General features: G+C 66.2%; 15 protein-coding genes. 9 read left to right on the forward strand and 6 right to left on the reverse strand.

The window, feature by feature from the left end; genetic code table 11:
• Window positions 1-47 precede the first annotated feature (47 nt).
• The 3 genes from hemB to ATC04_RS06965 all read left to right on the forward strand — a co-directional run bounded on the left by hemB (window position 48) and on the right by ATC04_RS06965 (window position 4276).
• A complete protein-coding gene (gene hemB / locus ATC04_RS06955) occupies window positions 48-1031 on the forward strand; it encodes a porphobilinogen synthase (RefSeq protein WP_047119546.1) in 984 nt (327 codons plus the stop codon).
• A gap of 5 nt (window positions 1032-1036) precedes the next feature.
• On the forward strand, window positions 1037-2344 hold the full coding sequence (gene hemL, locus ATC04_RS06960; protein WP_047119545.1) for a glutamate-1-semialdehyde 2,1-aminomutase: 1308 nt from the start codon (window positions 1037-1039) through the stop codon (window positions 2342-2344).
• A gap of 390 nt (window positions 2345-2734) precedes the next feature.
• Window positions 2735-4276 carry an amino acid permease gene (locus ATC04_RS06965; protein ID WP_047119544.1) on the forward strand — a complete coding sequence of 514 codons (1542 nt, stop codon included), beginning with the start codon at window positions 2735-2737 and terminating at the stop codon, window positions 4274-4276.
• Between the two features lie 355 nt (window positions 4277-4631).
• On the opposite strand, the gene ATC04_RS06970 is transcribed toward ATC04_RS06965, so the two are convergent.
• The 4 genes from ATC04_RS06970 to ATC04_RS06985 all read right to left on the reverse strand — a co-directional run bounded on the left by ATC04_RS06970 (window position 4632) and on the right by ATC04_RS06985 (window position 8197).
• On the reverse strand, window positions 4632-5486 hold the full coding sequence (locus tag ATC04_RS06970) for a MetQ/NlpA family ABC transporter substrate-binding protein (protein WP_047119543.1): 855 nt from the start codon (window positions 5484-5486) through the stop codon (window positions 4632-4634).
• Between the two features lie 106 nt (window positions 5487-5592).
• Entirely contained in the window at window positions 5593-6258 is a 666-nt protein-coding gene (locus ATC04_RS06975; RefSeq protein WP_047119542.1) for a methionine ABC transporter permease, read from the reverse strand.
• A gap of 4 nt (window positions 6259-6262) precedes the next feature.
• Complete coding sequence (locus ATC04_RS06980) at window positions 6263-7255, reverse strand: ATP-binding cassette domain-containing protein (RefSeq protein WP_047119541.1); 993 nt, start codon at window positions 7253-7255, stop codon at window positions 6263-6265.
• Window positions 7256-7513: 258 nt separating this feature from the next.
• A complete protein-coding gene (locus ATC04_RS06985; protein ID WP_047119540.1) occupies window positions 7514-8197 on the reverse strand; it encodes a 3'-5' exonuclease in 684 nt (227 codons plus the stop codon).
• Between the two features lie 87 nt (window positions 8198-8284).
• On the opposite strand from ATC04_RS06985, the gene ATC04_RS06990 reads away from it, so the two are divergent.
• The 3 genes from ATC04_RS06990 to ATC04_RS07000 are packed head-to-tail and all read left to right on the forward strand — an operon-like array spanning window position 8285 to window position 15212.
• The gene (locus tag ATC04_RS06990) at window positions 8285-8674 is read left to right on the forward strand and encodes an MGMT family protein (protein WP_047119539.1); all 390 of its coding nucleotides are present in this window, start codon (window positions 8285-8287) and stop codon (window positions 8672-8674) included.
• A 2-nt stretch (window positions 8675-8676) separates the two neighbouring features.
• A complete protein-coding gene (locus tag ATC04_RS06995; RefSeq protein ID WP_231735930.1) occupies window positions 8677-11871 on the forward strand; it encodes an ATP-dependent DNA helicase in 3195 nt (1064 codons plus the stop codon).
• Window positions 11868-15212 (forward strand): ATP-dependent DNA helicase, encoded by a 3345-nt coding sequence (locus ATC04_RS07000; protein ID WP_047119537.1) that lies wholly within the window; start codon window positions 11868-11870, stop codon window positions 15210-15212. The genes ATC04_RS06995 and ATC04_RS07000 overlap by 4 nt, the downstream gene beginning before the upstream one ends.
• 3 nt (window positions 15213-15215) lie before the next feature.
• Here ATC04_RS07000 and ATC04_RS07005 read toward each other — a convergent pair whose 3' ends face one another.
• The gene (locus tag ATC04_RS07005; protein ID WP_231735931.1) at window positions 15216-16568 is read right to left on the reverse strand and encodes a phosphotransferase; all 1353 of its coding nucleotides are present in this window, start codon (window positions 16566-16568) and stop codon (window positions 15216-15218) included.
• Between the two features lie 228 nt (window positions 16569-16796).
• On the opposite strand from ATC04_RS07005, the gene nudC reads away from it, so the two are divergent.
• From nudC to ATC04_RS07020, 3 genes are all read left to right on the forward strand, one after another.
• The gene (gene nudC, locus ATC04_RS07010) at window positions 16797-17651 is read left to right on the forward strand and encodes an NAD(+) diphosphatase (RefSeq protein ID WP_052772419.1); all 855 of its coding nucleotides are present in this window, start codon (window positions 16797-16799) and stop codon (window positions 17649-17651) included.
• Window positions 17651-19774, forward strand: coding sequence for an ATP-dependent DNA helicase UvrD2 (locus ATC04_RS07015; protein WP_047119536.1), 2124 nt, complete (start codon window positions 17651-17653; stop codon window positions 19772-19774). Before nudC ends, ATC04_RS07015 begins: the two co-directional genes overlap by 1 nt.
• Window positions 19775-19897: 123 nt before the next feature.
• A complete protein-coding gene (locus ATC04_RS07020) occupies window positions 19898-20509 on the forward strand; it encodes a M48 family metallopeptidase (RefSeq protein ID WP_047119535.1) in 612 nt (203 codons plus the stop codon).
• A gap of 107 nt (window positions 20510-20616) precedes the next feature.
• Here ATC04_RS07020 and ATC04_RS07025 read toward each other — a convergent pair whose 3' ends face one another.
• Window positions 20617-22059, reverse strand: coding sequence for a zinc-dependent metalloprotease (locus tag ATC04_RS07025; protein WP_047119534.1), 1443 nt, complete (start codon window positions 22057-22059; stop codon window positions 20617-20619).
• Window positions 22060-22165: the final 106 nt, after the last annotated feature.

The raw sequence follows: 22165 nt of genomic DNA on the forward strand, positions 1-22165 counted from the left end.
GCGCAAGACTTTTCAAGAAGCAAGAGTAGAACTGGAGATACGAAGCCATGGGTTTCCCTCAGCATCGACCACGCCGCCTGCGGCAGAACCCGGCCATCCGCGCGCTGGTTGCCGAAAACGAGCTGTCCGCACGCCAGCTGATCCTGCCGGCGTTCGTGCGCGAGGGACTGAGCGAGCCCAACGAGATCACCTCGATGCCCGGCGTCTACCAGCACACCATGGACAGCCTCAAGGCCGCCGCGGCGGATGCGGTCAAGCTGGGCCTGGGCGGCATCATGCTCTTCGGCATTCCGGCCGAACGCGATGAGAACGGCTCGGCGGGCATCGACCCGCAGGGCATCCTGAACCGCGGCATCGCCGCGGTGCGCGCCGAGGTCGGCGACGACCTGGTGGTCATGTCCGACGTGTGCCTGGACGAGTTCACCTCGCACGGCCACTGCGGCGTGCTGGACGCCGACGGTGCCGTGGACAACGACGCCACCTTGGAGATCTACGGCCAGATGGCTGTCGCGCAGGCCCAGGCCGGCGCCCACATGCTCGGCCCGTCGGGCATGATGGACGGCCAGATCGGCGCGATCCGCGAGGCCCTGGACGCCGAAGGCCACCTGGACACCGCAATCCTCGCCTACAGCGCCAAGTACGCCAGCGCCTTCTACGGACCCTTCCGCGAAGCCGTGGACTCCCAGCTGAAGGGCGACCGCCGCACCTACCAGATGGACGCCGCCAACCGCCGCGAAGCCATCCTGGAAGCCGAGCTGGACATCGCCGAGGGCGCCGACATGATCATGGTCAAGCCGGCCATGAGCTACCTGGACATCGTGCGCGACGTGGCGGAGATTTCCCCGGTGCCGGTTTCGGCCTACCAGATTTCCGGCGAGTACTCGATGATCGAGGCCGCCAGCGCCAACGGCTGGATCGACCGCAGGGCCTCGGTGCTCGAATCCCTGCTGTCCATCAAGCGTGCGGGCGCCGAACAGATCCTCACATACTACGCAGCCGAAGTTGCCGGCTGGCTCAAGGAAGGTAAGTAAGACGCATGTCGAACTCTGAAAAGCTTTTTGCCGAGGCCCGCGAGGTCATGCCCGGCGGCGTGAACTCCCCGGTGCGCGCCTTCGGCTCGGTCGGCGGCGTCCCGCCGTTCATGGTCGGCGCCAAGGGCGCCTACCTGACCGACGCGGACGGCAAGGAATACGTGGACCTGGTCTGCTCGTGGGGTCCGGCGCTGCTGGGCCACGCCCACCCGCAGATCCAGGCGGCAGTACACGCAGCGGTGGACCGCGGCCTGTCCTTCGGCGCCTCCACCCCGGACGAGGCGAAGCTCGGCCAGCTGATCAAGAACCGCATGGGCGGCGTGGAGCGCCTGCGCATGGTGTCCACCGGCACCGAGGCCACCATGACCGCCGTGCGCCTGGCCCGCGGCTTCACCGGCCGCGAACTGATCATCAAGTTCTCCGGCTGCTACCACGGCCACCTGGACGGCCTGCTGGCCGATGCCGGTTCGGGCGTCGCCACCCTGGCCCTGCCGGGATCCGCCGGCGTCACCGCCGCCACCGCCGCCGAAACCCTGGTGCTGCCGTACAACGACCGCGCCGCCGTTCAAGCCGCCTTCGCCGAGCACGGAAGCAACATCGCCGCGGTGATCACCGAATCCGCACCGTGCAACATGGGTGTGGTGACCCCGGAGGAGGGCTTCAACAAGTTCCTCAAGGACACCACCGCCCAGCACGGCGCCCTGCTGATCCTGGATGAGGTGCTCACCGGCTTCCGCGCCTCGGATGCCGGCTACTGGGGCCTGACCGGACGCGTGGAAGGCTGGAACGCCGACCTGTACACCTTCGGCAAGGTCATCGGCGGCGGCCTGCCGACCGCCGCCCTGGGCGGCCGCGCCGAGGTCATGGACTACCTGGCCCCGCTGGGCCCGGTCTACCAGGCCGGAACCCTGTCAGGCAACCCGGTGGCCATGGCCGCCGGCATCGCCCAGCTGGAGAACGCCACCGACGAGGTCTACGCGTTCCTGGCCAAGCAGTCCGCCGCCCTGCAGGACGCCATCACCTCGGCCTTCAACGCCGAGGGCCTGGACCACTCGATCCAGCGCGCCGGCACCCTGTTCTCGGTCGCCTTCGGCACCTCCGCCACCGGCGTGCACAACTACGCCGACGCCCAGAAGCAGGAAGCGTTCCGCTACGCGCCGTTCTTCCACTCCATGCTGGACTCGGGCGTCTACCTGCCGCCAAGCGTGTTCGAAGCCTGGTTCGTCTCCGCCGCGCACGACGACGCGGCGCTGGACAAGATCGTCTCGGCCCTGCCGGCAGCTGCCAAGGCCGCGGCGGCCGCCACGGCCTAGGTTATTCGTCCCGGCAACGGGCATCGCAGGCTCCCCGGACATCTGCCCGACACCATGTGTCGTGCCAATGGGCGGGGAGCCTGCTGCGTTAAATGTGGGTTTCGTCTTCCCAATCCGCGAGTCCTGAGTCACAGGGCTTTGCTCCAAGGCGCCGGGGCTTGACGCAGACCTGCCCGCCGGCGTTGAGTGCTCCGAGCGGCGTGGACCGCGAAATCGACCCACGTCAGCCCGGTTATTGTTGAACAATGTTCGGCGGCCTCACAACTCCCGGGCTGCTGAAGATGATGCCTTGTTGCGTTCTGATCTGGGAAAATGCGAAAAATGGCTCCCATGTTGCACAGCTAAGCTTGGGCGGTAAGTTTTTCGCATTTCATCTCACAAGGGATCAAAGTGAGCCTATTTCGTACCAAGCCAGTTGAGAGTTTCCTGGCGGACGCCGCAGGGCCCGGGCGTCAGCTGAAAAGGACCCTGAACACCTGGGATCTGATGATCATGGGTGTCGCAGTATCGGTAGGTGCGGGAATCTTTTCCGTGGGCGCGCGGGCGGCAGCCAACTTTGCCGGCCCCGCCGTCACGGTATCTTTTGTCATCGCCGCACTAACCTGTGCCATGGCGATCATGTGTTACGCGGAATTCGCGACGGCGATTCCCGTCGCAGGTTCCGCGTATGTCTTTTCCTACGCCACCATGGGCGAGTTCATTGCCTGGACCATCGGATGGAACCTGATCCTCGAACTGTTCACCGCGGCAGCGGTCATCGCCAAATATTGGGGTATCTACCTCACTGAAGTGTTCCAGTTCGCCGGGATCCATCTCTCTGCGACCATCGACCTGGGTCCCGTGACCATGAGCTGGGGGCCGTTGCTGATTGTTGCGCTGTTCACGGTGCTGCTCGTTTTGGGGACCAAGTTGTCGGCGACCGTGGGGAACGTGTTCACCGTCATCAAGATCGCCGTGGTGCTCTTCGTGATCGCCGCCGGGCTGTTCTACTTCAACGCGGATAACATCACCCCGTTTGTCCCCGAAGCAGTTCCGTCCGCCGGGAACGGCACCGCCGACGTGCTCCAGCAGTCGCTCTTCTCCTTTGCCACGGGAGCCGCACCGGCCCAGTACGGCGTGGCGGGAGTGCTGGCAGGCGCCGCCTTGGTCTTCTTCGCCTTCGTCGGCTTCGATGTCGTCGCCACCAGCGCCGAAGAGGTCAAGAACCCGAACAAGACGCTGCCGCGCGGCATCTTCGCGGGCCTTGCGCTCACCACCCTGCTCTACATCGGCGTGTCCTTCGCGCTGACCGGAATGGTCTCCTACAAGGATCTTGCAGCCGTCGAGAATCCGACCTTGGCCACGGCCTTCGCAGCGGTAGGCAACGACGGCGCGGCCTCCATCATCGCCGTCGGCTCGCTCATCGGGTTGACCACCGTGGTGATGGTGCTGCTGATGGGCCTGACGCGTGTGGTGCTTGCCATCAGCCGCGACGGGCTGCTGCCGCATTCGCTGTCCAAGGTCAGCGCCAAGCGCGGCACCCCGGTGCGCATCACGGTCGTCTGCGGCACCCTGGTGGCCCTGGCCGCTGGCTTCACGCGCGTGGATGTGCTTGAAGAGATGATCAACATCGGTACGCTGTCCGCCTTCGTGATGGTCAGCCTGGGTATCCTGGTGCTGCGCCGCAAGCGCCCGGACCTGAAGCCCGCGTTCCGTGTTCCCTTTGGCCCGGTGATCCCGATCGTTTCGGCTTTGCTGTGCACCTACCTGATGCTCAACTTGGCCATTGAAACCTGGATGTATTTTGTCGTGTGGCTGGTCATTGGCGTGGTCATCTACTTCGCCTACGGCCGAGGCCATTCGCGGCTGAACGATGAGGAAGTCGCCGAGAACACTGCGTCCGCCGAGGCTGGGCCAGAACTCGAAGGCAGTTCGGCGGCATCAGCCCGGTAGCCGTGTAACCCGCTGGCCGTGCCGCTGGTATTGCCCGACCCCTCGGGCTTGTGAAAGCACCGATGCATTCCGCCGTCCCTGTGATCCAGGCGAGGAAGAATGCATCGGTGTTTTGTGTTGGTGCGCTGGCATCCGTGAGGATCCTCTGGGCGCCTGTGCCTTTTGGTCTCCGCTTCGTGGCCCAGTCACGGAAATGCCCGGGGGAGCGCGGCCGCGGTGCCGTCACCGACTGCGAGGGGGCTGGTCTGGCGGGCTGGGAATCAGCGGATGCAAAATAAGAACGGCCGCCCATCCGGTTCAATGACGAGAGTCGCTGAGGATGGGCGGCCGTGCAATTCATACGGTGCCGTGGAGACTAGAAGGCCGGGATGACGCTTCCGTCGGTCCAGGTGTCCTTGATGTAGGTGCGGACCTCGTCCGAGTGCAGCAGCTCTTCGAGCTTTGCGATGGCCGGGGTCTCTTCGCCTTCACGCCAGGTCAGGAAGTTGGCGTTCGGGTTGTTCTCGCCGGATTCCTGGGCCAGAATTTCGTCCTTGTTCAGCTTGGCCTGGACGATGAAGTTGCCGTTGATCACGGCGATGTCGACCGAGTTGTCCTTGGTGTAGTACTGCGGAACCTGCTCGGCGCTTACCTCGTCGAGCTTCAGGCCCTTGGGATTCTTGGCCTTGTCGTCCTGCACGGTCAGCACCGAGTCGGTGTCTTCCAGACCGGCCAGCAGGCCTGCGGACTCCAGCACGCGCATGCCGCGCAGCTGGTTGACCGGGTCGTTGTTCAGCACCACGCTGGCGCCCTCGGTAACGTCTTCCGGCTTGTCGAACTTCTTCGAGAAGACGGTCATCGGCTCAACGTGGATGCCGGCGCCGTGGGCGAACTTATAGCCCTTCTCGGCAACCTCGGTGGCCAGGTACTTCTCGGTCTGGAAGTAGTTGGCGTCCAGCGACTTATCGTCCAGGGAAGTGTTCGGGGTGACGTAGTCGTCGATTTCCACGACATCCAGGTCGATGCCTGCGTCCTTGGCCAGGTTCTCGTCGATGTAGGTCAGGATCTGGGCCTGCGGAACCGGGCTGGCACCGACCTTGAGGACTACCGGGTTCGCCGGATCCAGCGGCTGTGCCGAGGCGTCGGCGGCAGGTGCATCGCTGCCGCCGCAGGCGGAGAGGGCGAAGATTGCTGCGACACCGGTCAGTGCAAGAGCGAGCTTTTTGCGCATTGCGTGTTTCCTTAGTTTGACGTGCCGGGAACGGCGTGTGCGAGTGATTTTTGCCCGGAGAAGCCGCTGGCTTCCGGGCGTCCGTCGGATGGACCGATGGACGTTTCTAGCGGTGGTCGACCTTGCGGGCGATCACATCGCCGATGATCTGGACAACCTGCACCATGACCACGATGATGATGATCGTCATGAGCATGATCTCAGGGTTGTAGCGGGTATAGCCGTAGGTGTAGGCCATGCGGCCCAAGCCACCGCCGCCGACCAGACCGGCCATGGCCGAGTAGCCGATCAGCGTGACCACTGTCGTGGTGACGGCCGCGACGATGCCGGGCATCGCTTCGGGCACCATGACCTTGCGGATGACCTGCATCTTGGTGGAGCCCATGACCAGGGCGGCGTCGACCTTGCCGGAGGAGACGTCGCGCAGGGCGGTCTCGACCAGGCGGGCGAAGAACGGGATGGTGCCGATGGTCAACGAGACCGAGGCCGCGATGGGGCCCAGCGAGGTTCCCACGACAATGACCGCGAACGGAATCAGCGCCACCATCAGGATGGCGAACGGGATCGAGCGGGTGATATTCACGATGATCCCGGAGAGCACGACGTTCAGCCAGCGCACGGGCATCAGCCCGCCCTTGCCGGTGACGTGCAGCAGGATGCCGAGCAGCAGGCCGATGACCACGGTGACGACGCCGGAAATGAGCACCATCTCGATGGTTTCCCAGGTCGCGGTCAGCATGGCCTTCTGGACGGTAGGGGTGAGGAAATCCATGGGCTTACTTGGTTCCCTTCACGGTGACGGCAATGCCGTTCGACTTCAGATAATTGGTGATCGCCTCGACGTCCGCATCGACCGGCAGCTGGATGCGCAGGTGCGCGTACTGCTGGTCGCTGAGCTGTTCAACCGAACCGGCCAGGACGTTGACGTCGATGTTGAAGGTGCGGGAAACCGCTGAAATGACCGGCTCGGTGGCCTGGTCTCCGGTGTACAGGAGGTCGAGGATCATGCCGGCGCCGGCCGAACGCGGCGCGTCCCCTGGCAGCGGCAGCAGCGTGTGGGCCAGGCGGCCCTGGGCGTTGGTGATCACCGAGGCGATATCGCCGTGCTCGACAATGAAGCCGCCCTCAAGCAGCGACACCGAATCGCAGGCCTGCTTCACGACGTGCATCTCATGGGTGATGATCAGCACCGTGATGTTCAGGCGGTCGCGCAGCTTCTTGACCAGTTCCAGGATCTCGTCGGTGGTCTTCGGATCCAGGGCGCTGGTGGGCTCGTCGCACAGCAGGACATCCGGATCGGTGGCCAGGGCGCGGGCGATGCCCACACGCTGGCGCTGGCCGCCGGAGAGCTGCGACGGATAAGCCTTGGCGAACTTGGCCAGGCCCACAAGTTCCAGCAGCTCGGCGACCTTGGCGGCGATCTCCTTCTTGGGAGTGCCGGTCAGCTCCAGCGGGTAGCCGACGTTCTGCTCGGTGGTGCGGGAATCGAAGAGGTTAGCGTGCTGGAAAACCATGCCGATCCGGCGGCGCGCATCGCGCAGCTCGTCCGCGCTGACGTTGGTCAGCTCCTTGCCGTTTACCGACACGGTTCCGGAAGTAGGCTGGTCGAGCAAGGTCAGGCAGCGGACGAGGGTGGATTTACCAGCTCCGGAATGTCCGACGATGCCATGAATTTTCCCGGTAGGGACTTCAAGGCTGACCCCGCCCAGGGCGACAACGTCGTTGCTTCCCTGGCGGTAGACCTTGCGCAGGTCACTAACTGTGATCACTAGGCGTGTTCCTTCAGATTCTCAAAGGGTGTAGAGAGTACCCTCCATTCAACCACTATCGAACAAAATCGCCCGAATAACCCCCTGCATTGGGTCATCGTACTTAAAATCCGGCATTCAGCGACCCAGCGTCGAATATACTTCGCGCGATGGCCGCGATAAATGAACGAATGCCCTGTTTCACAGCGTGCCCAGCGAGCCCGAGCTCTCTGTGAAGTGCATTACCTTGCCGTCGCAACTCGGCCGCGGCAGGGCGTATTAATCATCCTTGATGGGCCATGCGCCGTCGACAAGCGCCTCGGGCTTGGTCTTGCGCAGGTAGGTTTGGAAGCTTTCGGCCTGTTCGCGCGCCCAGCCGATCTGCCAGCCGTGGAGCACCTGCGGGTCGACCTGGAGCTGCGGGTATTTCTCCGCGATCGCCCTGGCCACCGCCACGCAGGCGACGGCGTCGGCGAATGAGGTGTGCGCGTTTTCCAGCACCACGCCGTAATGCTCGCAGGCGGCGCCCAGAGTCCGCTTGCCTTTGCGCCATTTGTCGACCTGCTTGTCGATGATGAACGGATCGATCACGTTGCCGGGAATGAACGGCGGCATGTTGTAGCGCAGCGCCTCGGCATGCAGGACGGAGAAATCGTAGGCGGCATTGAAGGCGATCAGCGGAGCCTGCTCGGAGGCGAAGGCGAGCAGGCCCAGGATCTCGCGTACCGCCTGCGCCGCCGGAATGCCTTCGGCACGGGCCTTCTCGGTAGAGATTCCGTGCACGGCGGTGGCCGCCTCGGGGATCTCGATCCCCGGATCAACCAGCCACTCGCGTTGGTTGACGATATTCTCCTGCGCATCGAGCAGCACCACCGAGGCGGTGACGATGCGCGCGGTGGCGGTGTCAACGCCGGTAGTTTCCAAGTCAAAGCCTACGGCGAGGCCGTTCTGCCATTCAGTCATGGTTCAACGCTACAGCCCGGCGCGGACATGTCGGGTCTTGGACGCACCGGATGTGGAGCACGCCGGACGGCTTGGCACAATGGAGTCATGACCCCAGCCGAGCGCGAAGAATCACTGGCCTACCCCGATGCCGTCCACGAACTGGCCCAGCTGGTCCCGCGCGGTGCGGTCCTGAGCTACGGGGACGTGGCCGAGCTGCTGGGCAGCGGCTCCGCCCGGCAGGCGGGCAAGGCCATGGGGGCCGCCCCGGAGGGCACGCCGTGGTGGCGGATCCTGCGCTCCGACGGAACGATCACCGGGGCGCTGATGGCCGAAGCCTCCGGGCACTGGGCCGCAGAGGAGCTCGCGTCTCCCGGCCGGCGGATCGACATGAACCGCAAACGGTGGAAACCCGACCCCGCCCAGTGGGAGCGCATCGACGCGCTGCGCGCGGCGCTGGGCAACCCGAAAATGTCCGAGGCGGATGATCAACTATGAGTATGCACGACGTACCCGCCGAGGAATCGGCCCCGCTGCTGGAAACCCTGGCCGGCGCACGAACCCCCATGCTGGTCGCCGGTGCCCCCGGCACCGGCAAGACCACCGCGCTCATCGACACCGCGGTGGCCCGCCTGGACGACGGTCTGGACCCGCTCTCGCTGCTGGTCATCGCGCCCACCCGGCTGAGCGCCGCGGCCATCCGCGACGAGCTCAGCCGCCGCGCCCAGCGCACCTTCACCGAACCGGTGGTCCGCACCTGGTCCGCCTACGCGTTCGACCTGATCCGCCGTGCCCGGGTCGAGGGGCTGCTGCCCTTCGTCGAGCGCGCCCCGCGGCTGCTCTCGGGCCCCGAGCAGGACACCCTCATCGGCAACCTGCTCGAAGGCCACGCCCAGGGCCTGACCCCGGGCCCAGGCTGGCCTGCCGACCTGGAGCTGGCGGTGGAAACCCGGGGCTTCCGCAAGGAGCTGCGCGAATTCTTCGACCGCGTCTCGGAACTGGGCCTGGACCCGGCGGACATCGCCGACTACGGGCAGGCCGCCGCCCGCCCGGAATGGCTTGCCGCCGCCCGGTTCTACCAGGAGTACCGCGACCTGCTGGATTTGGGCAACGCCGAAGCCTTCGACCCGGCGGGGCTGATCACCCGCGCCGCGCAGCTGCTGGAGGAGAACCCCGACTTCCTGCACGCCGAGCAGGACCGGCTGGCGCTGATCCTGGTTGACGACCTGCAGGAAGCCACCCTGTCCCAGCACCGGCTGCTGGCGCTGCTGGGCCGCGACCGCCCGCTGCTGGCCTTCGCTGCGCCGGACAGCGTGGTCCAGGGATTCCGCGGCGCCCGCGCCGACCAGCTGCACCGCTTCTCCGCCCGCTACACCAGCGCCGATGACGCGCAGATCCTCGAACTGGGCACCGGCTACCGGATGGGCCCTGAAATCACCGAAGCCTGGCGCCGCATCGTGCGCCGCATCCCGGTGGCCACCGGAACCCGTGGCCGCGCCGTGGAGCCGGTGGCGGCCGCCGGCGTCGGGGCCGCGCAGGCGCTCACCTTCGAGAACTCCACCCTGGAAGAGCGCTTCATCGCCCAGCGCATCGTGCAGCTGAACCTCTTCGAAGGCAAGGACCTCTCGGACATCGCCATCGTGGTGCGCAACGGTTCCCAAGTGCGTTCGCTCAGCCGCTTCCTGGAAGGCCAAGGCATCGCCGTGCAGGTGCCCCCGGCCGAAATCCCGCTCAAGGACGAATCCGCGGTCCGCCCGCTGCTGGACCTGCTGGACCTGGCGTTCGCCGACGGGGCGGGCGAGGATCCGCTGCTGATGCAGAACCTGCTGCTCTCGCGCTACGGCATGAGCACCGCGCTGGAAATCCGCCGGCTGCGCCAGCTGCTGCGCCAGCAGGAGTCGTCCCGCGGCGGTCGGCGCTCCAGCCAGGAGCTGCTCGAAGCCTGCCTCGCGGAGCCGGAGCTCGCCGCGGACCTGGGTAAGCCGGCCTTCGGGCTGCAGCGTCTGCTGAAGATGTACACCGCGCTGCGCGAGGAGCTTGCCTCCGGCACCGCCACCCCGGAAACCGCCCTGTGGGTCATGTGGGAAGCCTCCGGGCGCGCCAAGGCCTGGCGGGAGGAAGCCCTGGGCGCCGGAACCACCGCACGCCGGGCCGACCATGACCTGGATGCGGTGCTGTCCCTGTTCCAGGCCGCCGAGCGATTCGTCGACCAGCTGCCCGGAGCAAGCGTGGAGCAGTTCATCGAGCACATCCTGCACCAGGAGCTGCCCATGGACTCGCTGGCCAGCCGCGGCTCCGGAGGCCAGCACGTCACGGTGCTGACCACCGCGGCAGCCGCCGGCAAGCAGTGGCCCATCGTTTTCATCCCGGGTCTGCAGGAAGGATCCTGGCCCAACCTGCGGCTGCGCGGCGAACTGCTGGGCTCGAACGCGCTGGCCGACGTGGTGGAGCACGGCATCGGGTTCCTGGCCACCCGGACCCCCACACATCTGGTCCGCCAGATCCGCAGCGACGAGCTGCGCAGCTTCAGCAACGCGGTCTCCCGCGCCAGCTCCCAGCTGATCTGCACCGCCGTGGACAACGAGGACTCCCAGCCTTCCTCCTTCATGGACCTGGTGGATCCGCCGGGGGATGAGGGCCGCGCCCCGACCCCGGTGCCGCGCATCCGCGCGCTACCCGCCCTGGTGGCGGAGCTGCGCAATACCGCAGAACGCGCCAAGGCCGCGCAGCTCGGGGCGATCGCCCCACCGCCGCAGGTCAGCGCCGACGACCTGTACCGGGATGCAGCCCAGGTGCTCTCCCGGCTGGCGGCGCAGCCGCGCACCGTCCGAGGGGCGCACCCCTCCTCCTGGTGGGGCATGCTGCCGTTGAGCAGCCATGGGCCGGTCATCCCGGAAGGCCAGCCGCGCAGGATCTCGCCCTCCAAGGTCGAGACCCTGGTCAAGTCGCCGCTGAACTGGTTTGTGCAAAGCGCCGGAGGCACCGCGGCCCACGACTTCGCAGCCTCCCTGGGAACCTTGATCCACTCCATCGCGGAGGAACACCCCGAGGCCAGCTGCTCGGAATACGAGCGCATCCTGGAGGAGCGCTGGCCGGAGCTGGAGAAGCCGGAGAACTGGGAAGGCCAGCGGGACTTCGACCGGGCCAACTCGATGCTCAAGAAGTTCGCCCAGTATTGCGTGGCCTCCCGCCAGGAAGGCCGCCGGCTCGTGGCCCGCGAGCTGCCCTTCAACGTGGAGGTCCCCACCGGCGGGGATCCGGTGCAGATCCGCGGCATCATCGACCGCGTCGAAGCCGATGCCAACGGCAGGGTCACCGTGGTGGACCTGAAGACCGGCGCCTCGGCGCCGAGCAAAAACGACGTGCTGGAGCACGCCCAGCTGGGCGTCTACCAGACCGCCATCCAGCTCGGTGCCCTGCAGGAGCACGAGCAGACTGCCGGGCTCTCGGACGACCCCGCCGGGGCGACCCTGGTCTACGTGGGCACCTCCGCCAAAAGCCCCGCATTGCGCGACCAGCCGGCGCTGGGCCAGGAAGACTGGGCCCGCAAACTCATCCTGGAAGCCGCCGAGCTGATGGGCCACACCGAATTCACCACCCGGCATGTGGCTGGATCCGCAGGCCTGCTGGGCAGCTGCACCCTTCCCGAAATCTGTCCGCTGTGCAACGAAGGACGACAGGTCACCGAACCATGAGCATGATCAAGTACACCCCGCAGGAGCTCTCCGAGGCGCTGGGGGAGAAGTTCCCGCCCACCAAGCAGCAGGCGCAGATCATCAGCGCCCCGCTGGAGCCCATGCTGGTTATCGCCGGCGCCGGATCCGGCAAGACCAAGACCATGGCTGACAAGGTGGTCTGGCTGGTCGCCAACCAGCTGGTGCGCCCGGAGGAAATCCTCGGAGTGACCTTCACCCGCAAGGCCGCCGGCGAGCTGTCGGTGCGCATCCGCGCAAAGATCGCCCAGCTGGTGGCCACCGGACTGCTCAGCGAGGAAACCACCCGGGACTTCCTGGACCCCGCGGTATCCACCTACCACTCCTACGCCAACACCCTGGTCCAGGACCACGGGCTGCGCCTCGGACTGGAGGAGGACACCGTGCTGCTGGGCGCCGCGCAGTCCTGGCAGCTGGCCCACACGGTGCTTGAAAGCTATACGGGGGACTACCGCCACCTGAACAGCGCCACCAGCACGCTGATCGACGCCATCGTGTCCTTCAGCTCCGAAGCGGCCGAGCACCTGCTCACCGCGCCCGAGGCGCACGGCTGGATCGACGACCTGGTGGCCCGGCTGCGCACCTTGCCGATGGACCCGGAGAAGAACAAGGCGCCCACGCAGGCCGCCCTCAAGCTCATCGACAAGCTGGCCTCCCGCGCCACCATCGCGCAGCTGGCCGAGGACTACGCGGCGCAGAAGAAGAAGCTCGGCGTCATGGACTACGGCGACCTGGTCGCCCACGCAGCGACCATCGCCCAGCAGGTTCCCGCCGCGGCGCTCGCCGAACGCACGACGCACAAGGTGGTGCTGCTGGACGAGTTCCAGGACACCTCGCACGCCCAAATGGTGCTGTTCTCCGAACTCTACGGCCAGGGCCACCCGGTGACCGCGGTGGGCGACCCCAACCAGTCGATCTACGGCTTCCGCGGAGCCAGCGCCGGGCAGCTGTTCCGCTTCCCGGAGAAGTTCCCGATCCACCGTCCCAACGGCCGCGAACTGGCCCACGTCAACCACCTGACCATCGCCTGGCGCAACACCGTCAACGTGCTGGAGGCCGCCAACGCCATCACCGGCGGCGGGGCGCAGCAGTCCACCGGGCCGGTGGCAGTGAAGCCGCTGGAGCCCTCGGCCTTCGCGCTGCCCGGGCGGGTGGTGCTCAACCGCTGCGCCACCGTGCGCCAGGAAGCCGAAGCCATTGCCGACCTGATCCAGGGCGAAGGCTTCGTCGCCGCCGATGGCACCGTGCTCACCAGCGCCGTGCTTTCGCGCAACCGCGGGCAGCTCGCCTCCATGGCCGAGGTGCTCGACGAGCGCGGCATCGCCTACCAGTTCGTGGGCCTTTCCGGGCTGCTCAGCACCCCGGAACTGACCGATTTGGTCGCTTGCCTGCACGTGCTGGTGGATCCGCTGCGCTCGGACAAGCTCATGCGGCTGCTGGCCGGCGCGCGCTGGCGGCTGGGCCCCGCGGACCTGACTGCCTTCGCGGACTGGTCCCGGCAGCTTGAACGCCGCCGGGCACGCGGACTGAACCCGCAGGAGATCCAGAACGAGACGGGGACGGAATCCGAGCCTGCGCTGGAAGCCGTCCGCGCGGAGCTGAACGACGGCGCCAGCCTGGTGGAAGCCCTGGACTACCTGCCGCCGGAGCACTGGACCAGCGGCGACGGACGCCAGCTCAGCGCCGAGGGCCGGGCCCGGCTGGTCCGGCTGCGCGAGGAGCTGGCCGGGCTGCGGCTGCTGGCCAACGACGACCTGGACACGCTGATCCGCGAGGTCGAACGATCCATGAACCTGGACATCGAGGTCGCCGCCCGTCCGTGGGTCGACCGCGACAAGTCCCGGGCGAACCTCGATGCCTTCGCTGACGTGGTCCGCGAATACTGCCGCAACGCCCCGCGAGTGGAACTGGCCGGATTCCTGATGTGGCTGGAACAGGCAGCCGAAAAGGAAAAGGGCCTGCCGCTGCCGGGCGAGGACGCAGACCCGAAGGCGGTGCAGCTGCTCACCGTGCATGCCTCCAAGGGCCTTGAATGGGACACCGTGGCGGTCATGTCGATGAACGACGGGGTGTTCCCGGGATCGAAGTCAGACCGCTGGACCAGCGGCGACAAGGCGGTCCCGTGGCCGCTGCGCGGCGATGCCAGGGATCTGCCGCAATGGGACACCGACCAGTCCTCGCTCAAGGAGCTGCTCGAAGCCGAATCCATGTTCACCTCCGATGTGGAAGACCACCACATCGCCGAGGAACGGCGCTTGGCCTACGTGGCGGTGACCCGCGCCAAGACCCTGCTGATCTGCAGCAGCAGCATCTGGACCAACAGCCGGACCAAGCCGACCGACCCATCGTTGTTCTTCAGCGCGCTGATGCCGCTGGCCGAGGGGGAGCACCCGCGGGCTGAGATCGGCGTGTGGGTGAAGGACGAGGATGCGCCGGAGCAAAACCCCAGCCGCATGACGCCGCTGGAGGCCGATTGGCCCTATGACCCGCTGGCCGGGCCCGAGATCCGCGGCGGCGTGGCCAAGAGCCCGCACCCGTATTCGCGGCGTGAGGTGCTCCAGGAACTTGCAGATGACGTCCTGTCGCCGGGCACCGGCCGCGAGATCAGCACCGACGTGGGTCGAGCCTGGGCCGAGGAAGCGCGGCGCCTTCTCGCCCAGCGTGAATTCCTGGCCAACCGGGAACGCGGCATCGAAGCGCCGGAACACGTGCGCGCCTCGCTCTTCGTCGAACTGGCCGAAGACCCCGTCGAGGTGCTGGAGAACCTGCGCCGGCCGGTGCCTCGCCGCCCGGGCCTGGCGGCCCGCCGCGGCACCGCGTTCCATGCCTGGATCGAGGAGTACTACGAGAAGACCTCGATGCTGGACTTGGGCGACATCATGGAGCCGGCCGACAGCTATCTGGACGACGCGCTGGACTTGGCATCCATGAAGGAGGCCTTCCTCGCCAGCGAATGGGCGCAGCTTCAGCCTGCCTATGTGGAGGTGCCGCTGGAAACGCGCGTGGGCCCGGTGGCAGTGCGCGGCCGAATCGACGCGGTGTTCCGCCTGGAGGACGGAACCTGGCTGATGCTCGACTGGAAGACCGGACGGGTGCCCTCGGGCAAGGACTTGAAGAGCAAGCTGGTCCAGCTGGCCGTTTACCGGCTGGGCTGGTCCAGGCTCCACGGCATTCCGCTGGACCAGATCAAGGCCGCGTTCTACTATGTTGCCGCGGGCGTGACGATCCATGCGGAGCACCTGTCCGGCGAACAGGAGCTCGAGGAAATGATCACCACTGCGTTCGAGCAGCTGGAAGAAGGGGAGCCGGCCGGCACCCCGTAAGCGTCACTTGGCGGAGTCGTTTCCATCCGTGTCGGAGGGGGACGATTCCTTCGCCGGAGCTGCGCCGTCGGGTGCCGCGGAACCAGCCTGGTTCCCGGTTTCCTGCGCGGCGGTGCCGGTCTTGGAATCACCGGCGGGCTTCTGTCCCTCGTCCTTCAGGCCAGGCGCTGCGGTGGACTGCTCCTTGGAATTGTCCAGGGTGCTCGACTCCGGGCCGTTCGAGTCGGAGCTGTCCTGCCCTGCGGCAGGAGCGGCTGCAGGAGAATTGCCACCCAATGCGGTGACCTTCGACGAATTGATGGTCGGCGCCGAAGACTTCGGCACCATGACCGGACGTTCGGTTGCAGGGGTCGGCTGCGCCGGGCTTGCGGCCGGGGTTGGTGCCGGGGTGCTGAGGGGACGCGGGGCCTCGACGACGGACAGCGGCTGCCCGCCGTATTCGGCGATATTCCGGTCCAGCTCCTGGAGCATCTCCTCGGCTTCGGCGATGCGCTCGGCATCCTTGCTGTCCAGCGACTTGACCAGCCACTGGGCCAAGGCGAACTCGGCGGCCAGCGCGGCGCGGCGCATGATGTGCGGGTCGGCGGACTTGCCACGGGCCTCCACATAGGCGGCGAATACGCGCTCGCTGAAGTTCTGGTCCTCGATGGCTGACAGCCACGCGAAGTCATCGGCGGGATCCCCCACATGCAGGTCGGTCCAACCCTTGACCGCAGAAATGCGCGACTGGGAAATCTGGATCTGCTCTTCATCGAAATCGCCGTGCACTACCGCCGCGTTGAAGCGCCACAGTGCAACGTCTTCCATGGCGTGTTCCCAGCGGCGCAGCAGCCGGCTGGGGACCTTGCCGGTAGCGGCGGCTGTATCCAGCTCGTTGAGCTTGCGCTGGCGCACCTCGTCGGCGGTGTAGGTCGGAAGCCCCGCGATCTCTACAGACTCGTCCGGGATCTGGTGGATCGCCGCCATGCACTGGCCCAGGGCCGTCGCCAAGCGGCTTCCCTCGTCAACCAGTTCGTCCAGGCTCGGGACACGGCCCGGGAGATCCTTGTAGACGAAGGTGCGCAGCGAACCCTGGCGCACCGTGCCGGCAACGCTGGGCAGCGCGAACGGCAGGGAAGCGCGGACCTTCGCGGAGAAGGCGCGCAATGCCGACAGTTCGGCTTCAAGCCTCATGCTCGCTTCGTCATGGCGCGGCGAACGCACGCGCCAACGGTGCTTCTGTGCGTCGATGAGCAGAGCTGAATCGAAATCTTCTGCATCATCGGATAGCGCGGCAAAGCCCACCGGGGACAACCCGGGTACAGCAGCGGTGGCAATAGCGGCGAGTTCCATGGCAGAGCGTTTCACAATGTCCACCGTATGCGAGATTCCTTTCTGCATCGTTGAATGACGCACGGAAGATAGGCCGTTTCCCAGCGAAATTCGGGTGTTGCGATGAAGATCATTGTCAATTATTTCCACAGCGTATTGCTGCCGCGGTCCCCGCTGCTCGAAGTGCACTAGGTTAGAAGTATGGCGCTGGCAGACATTTACCGTTCACCGATTAGTGGTTTGAGCTTTTCCCGGTCACAGATTCAACGACCTTTGACCGAACAGGACGATCCGGAGAAGCTGCCCCGCGCGCTTGCCGAAGCATCAACCCGGGTCATGCTGCTTTCCGAAACCGGTGCCGCCGTCACCGGCGACGGGCTGCTGTTCCTCGACGGCCCCGACTATACCCCGCAGGCCCAGGACCGCCAGGTGTACCTCGGAACCCACGGAACGAGCACCTACGTGCTGGCCATCGTCCAGGCGGAGCACTACCCGCAGATTGAACGCGCGCAGTGGATTAGCCTGCGCGAGGCATTCACGGTCCTTGACGACATCGAGGCCGAGCTTTTCGTCGAATCCCAGGCCATCGCGAACTGGATCCGTACCGAGAAGTTCTGCCCCCGCTGCGGGTCGGAAACCCGGTCGGCCACCTTCGGCTGGGGGCAGCGCTGCATGGCGAACGACCATGAGCTGTTCCCGCGCACCGATCCGGCGGTCATCGCCGCAATCATCGACGCCGAGGACCGCATCCTGCTCGGGGCCAACGCGGCGTTTCGAACGCACATGTACTCGGTGCTGGCAGGTTTCGTGGAAGCCGGAGAGTCGCTGGAATCCGCGGTACGGCGTGAAATCTTCGAGGAATCCGGCGTCCAGGTGGGGGACGTGGCCTACCGCGGCTCCCAGCCCTGGCCGCTGCCGCGTTCGCTCATGCTCGGCTTCACCGGTGAAGCGCTGAGCACCGAACTGGTCCCGGACGGCGCTGAAATCCAGGACCTGCGCTGGTTCACCCGTGAACAGCTTGCCGCCGAGCTACGTGCCGGCAGCTTGCAGATTCCCCGCGGTGCGTCCATCGCCCATGCACTGATCAAGTCCTGGTACGGCGAGGACCTTCCGGAGGCATCCAAGTAGTGAGCTCGTACGACAACCCTCCACTGCACGACCTGCTGGCAGGCCTCGACGCCGAACAGCGGCAAGCCGCCGAAACCCTGCGCGGGCCGCTGTGCATCCTGGCTGGTGCCGGCACCGGAAAAACCCGGGCCATCACGCACCGCATCGCCCACGGCGTCCATTCGGGCATCTACAACCCGACTAGCGTGCTGGCCCTGACCTTCACCACGCGCGCCGCCTCGGAGATGCGCACCCGGCTGCGCCAGCTCGGGGCCGCCGGGGTCCAGGCACGCACTTTCCACGCCGCCGCGCTGCGCCAGCTGCAGTACTTCTGGCCCCAGTCCATCGGCGGAACGCTGCCGAACCTGGTGGAGCACAAGGCTCCGCTGATCGCCGAGGCCGCGCGCAGGTTGCGCATCTCCAGCGACCGGGCCATGGTGCGCGACCTGGCCGCCGAGGTTGAATGGGCCAAGGTGTCCATGCATTCCCCGGAAAGCTACGCCAAAATCGTTGAAAGCCGCGAAATGCCCAACGGCCTGGCCCCGGTAAGCATGGCCAGGATCTTCCAGACCTACGAGGAACTCAAGGACGACCGCAGCGTCATCGACTTCGAAGACGTGCTGCTGCTGACCAGCGCCATCCTTGAAGAAGACGAAAAAGTCGCGGCGAGCGTGCGCCTGCAATACCGCCACTTTGTGGTCGACGAGTACCAGGACGTCTCGCCGCTGCAGCAACGGCTGCTTGACCTGTGGCTCGGCGCGCGCGACGAGCTGTGCGTGGTCGGCGATGCCTCGCAGACCATCTACTCCTTCACCGGAGCGCGCCCGGACTACCTGCTGAACTTCGGCACCCGCTTCCCGGAAGCCAAGGTCGTCAAGCTCGTGCGCGACTACCGTTCCACCCCTGAAATCGTGTCCCTGGCCAACAAGGTGCTTGCCACCCGCCGCATCGAGACCGCGGTGCCCGACCGCACCGTCACCTGGCCGGAGCCGCTGGAACTCATTGCCCAGCGCGACCACGGGCCAGCCCCCGAGTTCTTCGAGGCCACCGACGACGAGAACGAAGCCGACGAGGTCGCCCAGCGGATCAAGATGCTGGTCAAGCAGGGCCAGGACATCTCAGAGATCGCGGTGCTCTACCGCACCAACGGGCAGTCGCAGGCCTTCGAGCAGGCGCTGACCGCCCACTCGATTCCGTACGTCATGCGCGGAGCCGAACGCTTCTTCTCACGCCGCGAGGTCAAGGAGGGAATGCTCGCCCTGCGCGCCGCGCTGAACGTCTCGCAGGGTGACGACGTGGCACAGCTGGTCCGCGACGTGCTTTCCTCCCACGGTTATTCAGCCAACGCGCCCAGCGGCGGCACCGGCGCCGTGCGGCAGCGCTGGGAATCCCTGTCGGCCCTGGTGCGCCTGGCCGATGAACTCGTCGAGGGCCGCAAGGCGCAGGGGGAGAAGGCGACCTTGCACGATGTGGTCCGGGAGCTCGAAGAACGGGCGGCGATCCAGCACGCACCGACCCTTGACGGCGTGACGCTTGCGTCCTTCCATGCCGCCAAGGGCCTGGAATGGGACGTGGTGTTCCTGGCCGGTCTGAGCGACGGACTGGTCCCGATCACCTATGCCAAGGACCAGGCCGGATACGACGAAGAGCGCCGGTTGCTGTATGTCGGCATCACCCGTGCACGGATCCGCTTGTACCTGTCCTGGTCGCTGGCCCGGACCCCCGGCGGCCGGGCCCACCGCTACCCGTCGAGGTTCCTGGACGGCATCAAGTCGGTCCGCCAGGCCAGTAGCCGGCAGCAGGCCCCGGTCAAGCGCCGCGAGCAGAAAGTGACCCCGGCGGTGTGCAGCACCTGCGGTTCATTCCTCACCAGCGCCAAGGAGCGCAAGCTCAAGCGCTGCTCCTCGTGCCCGGCCACCTACGACGAAGCCCTCTTCGAAGCGCTTCGGGCGTGGCGCTCGCAGGTCGCCAGCACGAACTCGGTTCCCGCCTTCGTGATCTTCACCGATGCGACGCTGATGGCGATCTCCGAGCACCGGCCGACCTCCGAGCAGGCGCTGGGCAAGATCTCCGGCGTGGGCCGCACCAAGCTGGAGCGCTACGGCCAGGCAGTGCTGGAAGTGCTCTCCGACCACCTCGGCTAGGCTCTGCACAGCCCGCGCCGGCGACGGCGCAGCCGTGATACCCGCAGCCTGTCCTGAACCGCGCAGTCCGGGGCCCGATTCCGGGCCCCGGTTTCCTGCCCCAGCTCTGAAGGGAACGCACCCATGCCAGCCTTGCCAAAAACCGCGGACTTCCTCGCCCCGGACGAGATTCCGGTGCGCATCGTGCGTTCTGCCAAACGACGGAAGACGATCTCGTCCCAGTGGAGGGAGGACCGTCTTGTCGTCCAGGTGCCTGCGGCGCTGGATGAACGCTCCGAACAGATGCTGGTCGATGAGATGGTCAAGAAATATCGCCGGAATCGTGTGCAGCGGGCCGAAGCCACCAGCGATGCGAGTCTCGAAGCCCGGGCTGAGCAGCTGGATCGGCGCTATTTCGGCGGCTTGGCCCAGCCCGTCTCGGTGCGCTGGGTAAACAACCAGAACAAGCGCTGGGGTTCGGCTAGCGTGTATCAAAAGACAATTCGGCTGTCCTCGAAGCTGCTGCACACCCCGCAGTGGGTGCAGGACTACGTGCTGGTGCACGAACTCGCGCACCTGATGGCGCCCAAGGACGGGCACGGGGCCAAGTTCCAGGCGCTGCTGGACAGGTTCGAGCGCCGCGCCGAGGCGGACCAGTTCCTGGCAGGATTCAGCGCAGGGTTCCGGGCACACGCAGCAGAAAACGGGCAGGGCGCAGCCGAGGCCGGGGGATTCGACGGCGACGAGGACGAATAGTCGTTCCCGCACGATCGCTCGTCGAATCCGGGGCTCACTAAAAAGAGTGCGGGCACCGAACCGGGAAGTTCGGTGCCCGCACCTGTCAGCTGGTCTCCGCCAGGCGGTTATGCCTTGGGATCCTGCGGATCTTCGTCGTTCTTGTCCTTCTCGTCCTTCGGCGCCTCGGCGAGCGGGTCGATGCCGTCGAATTCGCCGTCGAGCAGCTTGCCCAAGGCCACGTCGAACTCGTCGAATTCATCAGCTGCCTCTTCGCGGCGCTTGGTGAATCCGGCGGGATCGCTCAGGTCCGTCTGGGTAGGCATCAGGTCAGGATGGTCCCAGATCGCGTCGCGTCCTTCGATGCCGCGTTCCTCGAACAGGTGCTCCCACAAGGCGGCTGCCTCGCGCAGCTTGCGCGGGCGCAGCTCCAAGCCGACCAGTGCGGCGAACGTGGACTCTGCCGGGCCGCCCGAAGCGCGGCGGCGGCGCATGGTCTCGCGCAGGTGGCCTGCGAACGGCAGGTTCTGAGCCGCTTCGGAGACTACATGGTCGACCCAGCCTTCGATCAGGGCCAAGGTGAGCTCCAGGTTTTCCAGGGCCTTGTCCTGGGCCTGGGTGCGCTGCGGGGTGAACAGACCCTCGCCGAGCATGGACTGCAGGGCCTCGGGGTTCGACGGGTCGATGCCGCGAACGGCTTCTTCGATACGCGACATGTCGATGTGGATGCCGCGGGCGTAGGACTCCACTGCGCCGATGAGCTTGGAGCTCAGCCAGGGCACGCGGTTGAACAACCGGGCGTGGGCGCTTTCGCGCAGCACTGCGTAGAGCAGCACTTCCTGCTCTGGAATTTCCAAGCCGTCGCCGAACGCGGCGACATTGGTTGCCACGATGCCCGGGGTGGTGCCGGCCAGCGGCAAGCCGATATCGGTGCCGCCGAGCACGTCCTTGGCCAGCTCGCCCAGAGCGGAGCCGAGCTGCATGCCGAACATGCTGGCGCCGAGGTTGCGGAACATGCCGTCGGCGTTGCCGAGCATGCCCTTCATCTCCTCGGGGATCTGGTCCTTCATGGCGCTGGTGATCGCCTGCGCCACGGATTCCGCCACCGGCTCCGTGATCTTTTTCCAGGTGCCCAGCGTCTTGTCGTACCAGCGCTTGCGGGTCCAGGACTCGATCGGGGCGGAACCCGTCTCGAAGGCGGTGGCGTTGTTCAGCCAGAGGTCTGCCAAGTAGGAGGCATCGGTGATCGCGCTCTGGCGTGCGACCGACACCTCGGGGTCGTCGCTGGCATAGGCCTGCAGGGCAGTGTCCGAGGCGAGTTTCCAGTTCACCGGACCGGATGAGGCATTGCTGCTCATCATGGCCGACATCATGGCTTGCGCCTGCTGCATCATTTTCTGCATTGCCGCAGGGTCGCCCTGGGCTCCCAGCGCATCCCTCAACTGAGGTGGAAGATTGTTTGGGTCGAATCCGCTGCCGAAGAGCTGACCAAACATCGCAGAGAACGGATCCTGCGGGTTGTTTTCGTCGTCGTTACCGTCGGGGCGGTTATTCGGGGGGTTCTGTGCCATGTACTTAAAGCTACCGCCTGCGGCTGGGAGTTCGCAGTCGGAACGGCCCCAGTTCGCTTTCGGCACATAGATTATGCACGCTTCCTCATGAATTTCACAGCATCGC

The sequence above is a fragment of the Arthrobacter sp. YC-RL1 genome (assembly GCF_001454985.1).
In the GTDB taxonomy this organism is placed as follows: Bacteria; Actinomycetota; Actinomycetes; order Actinomycetales; family Micrococcaceae; genus Glutamicibacter; species Glutamicibacter soli.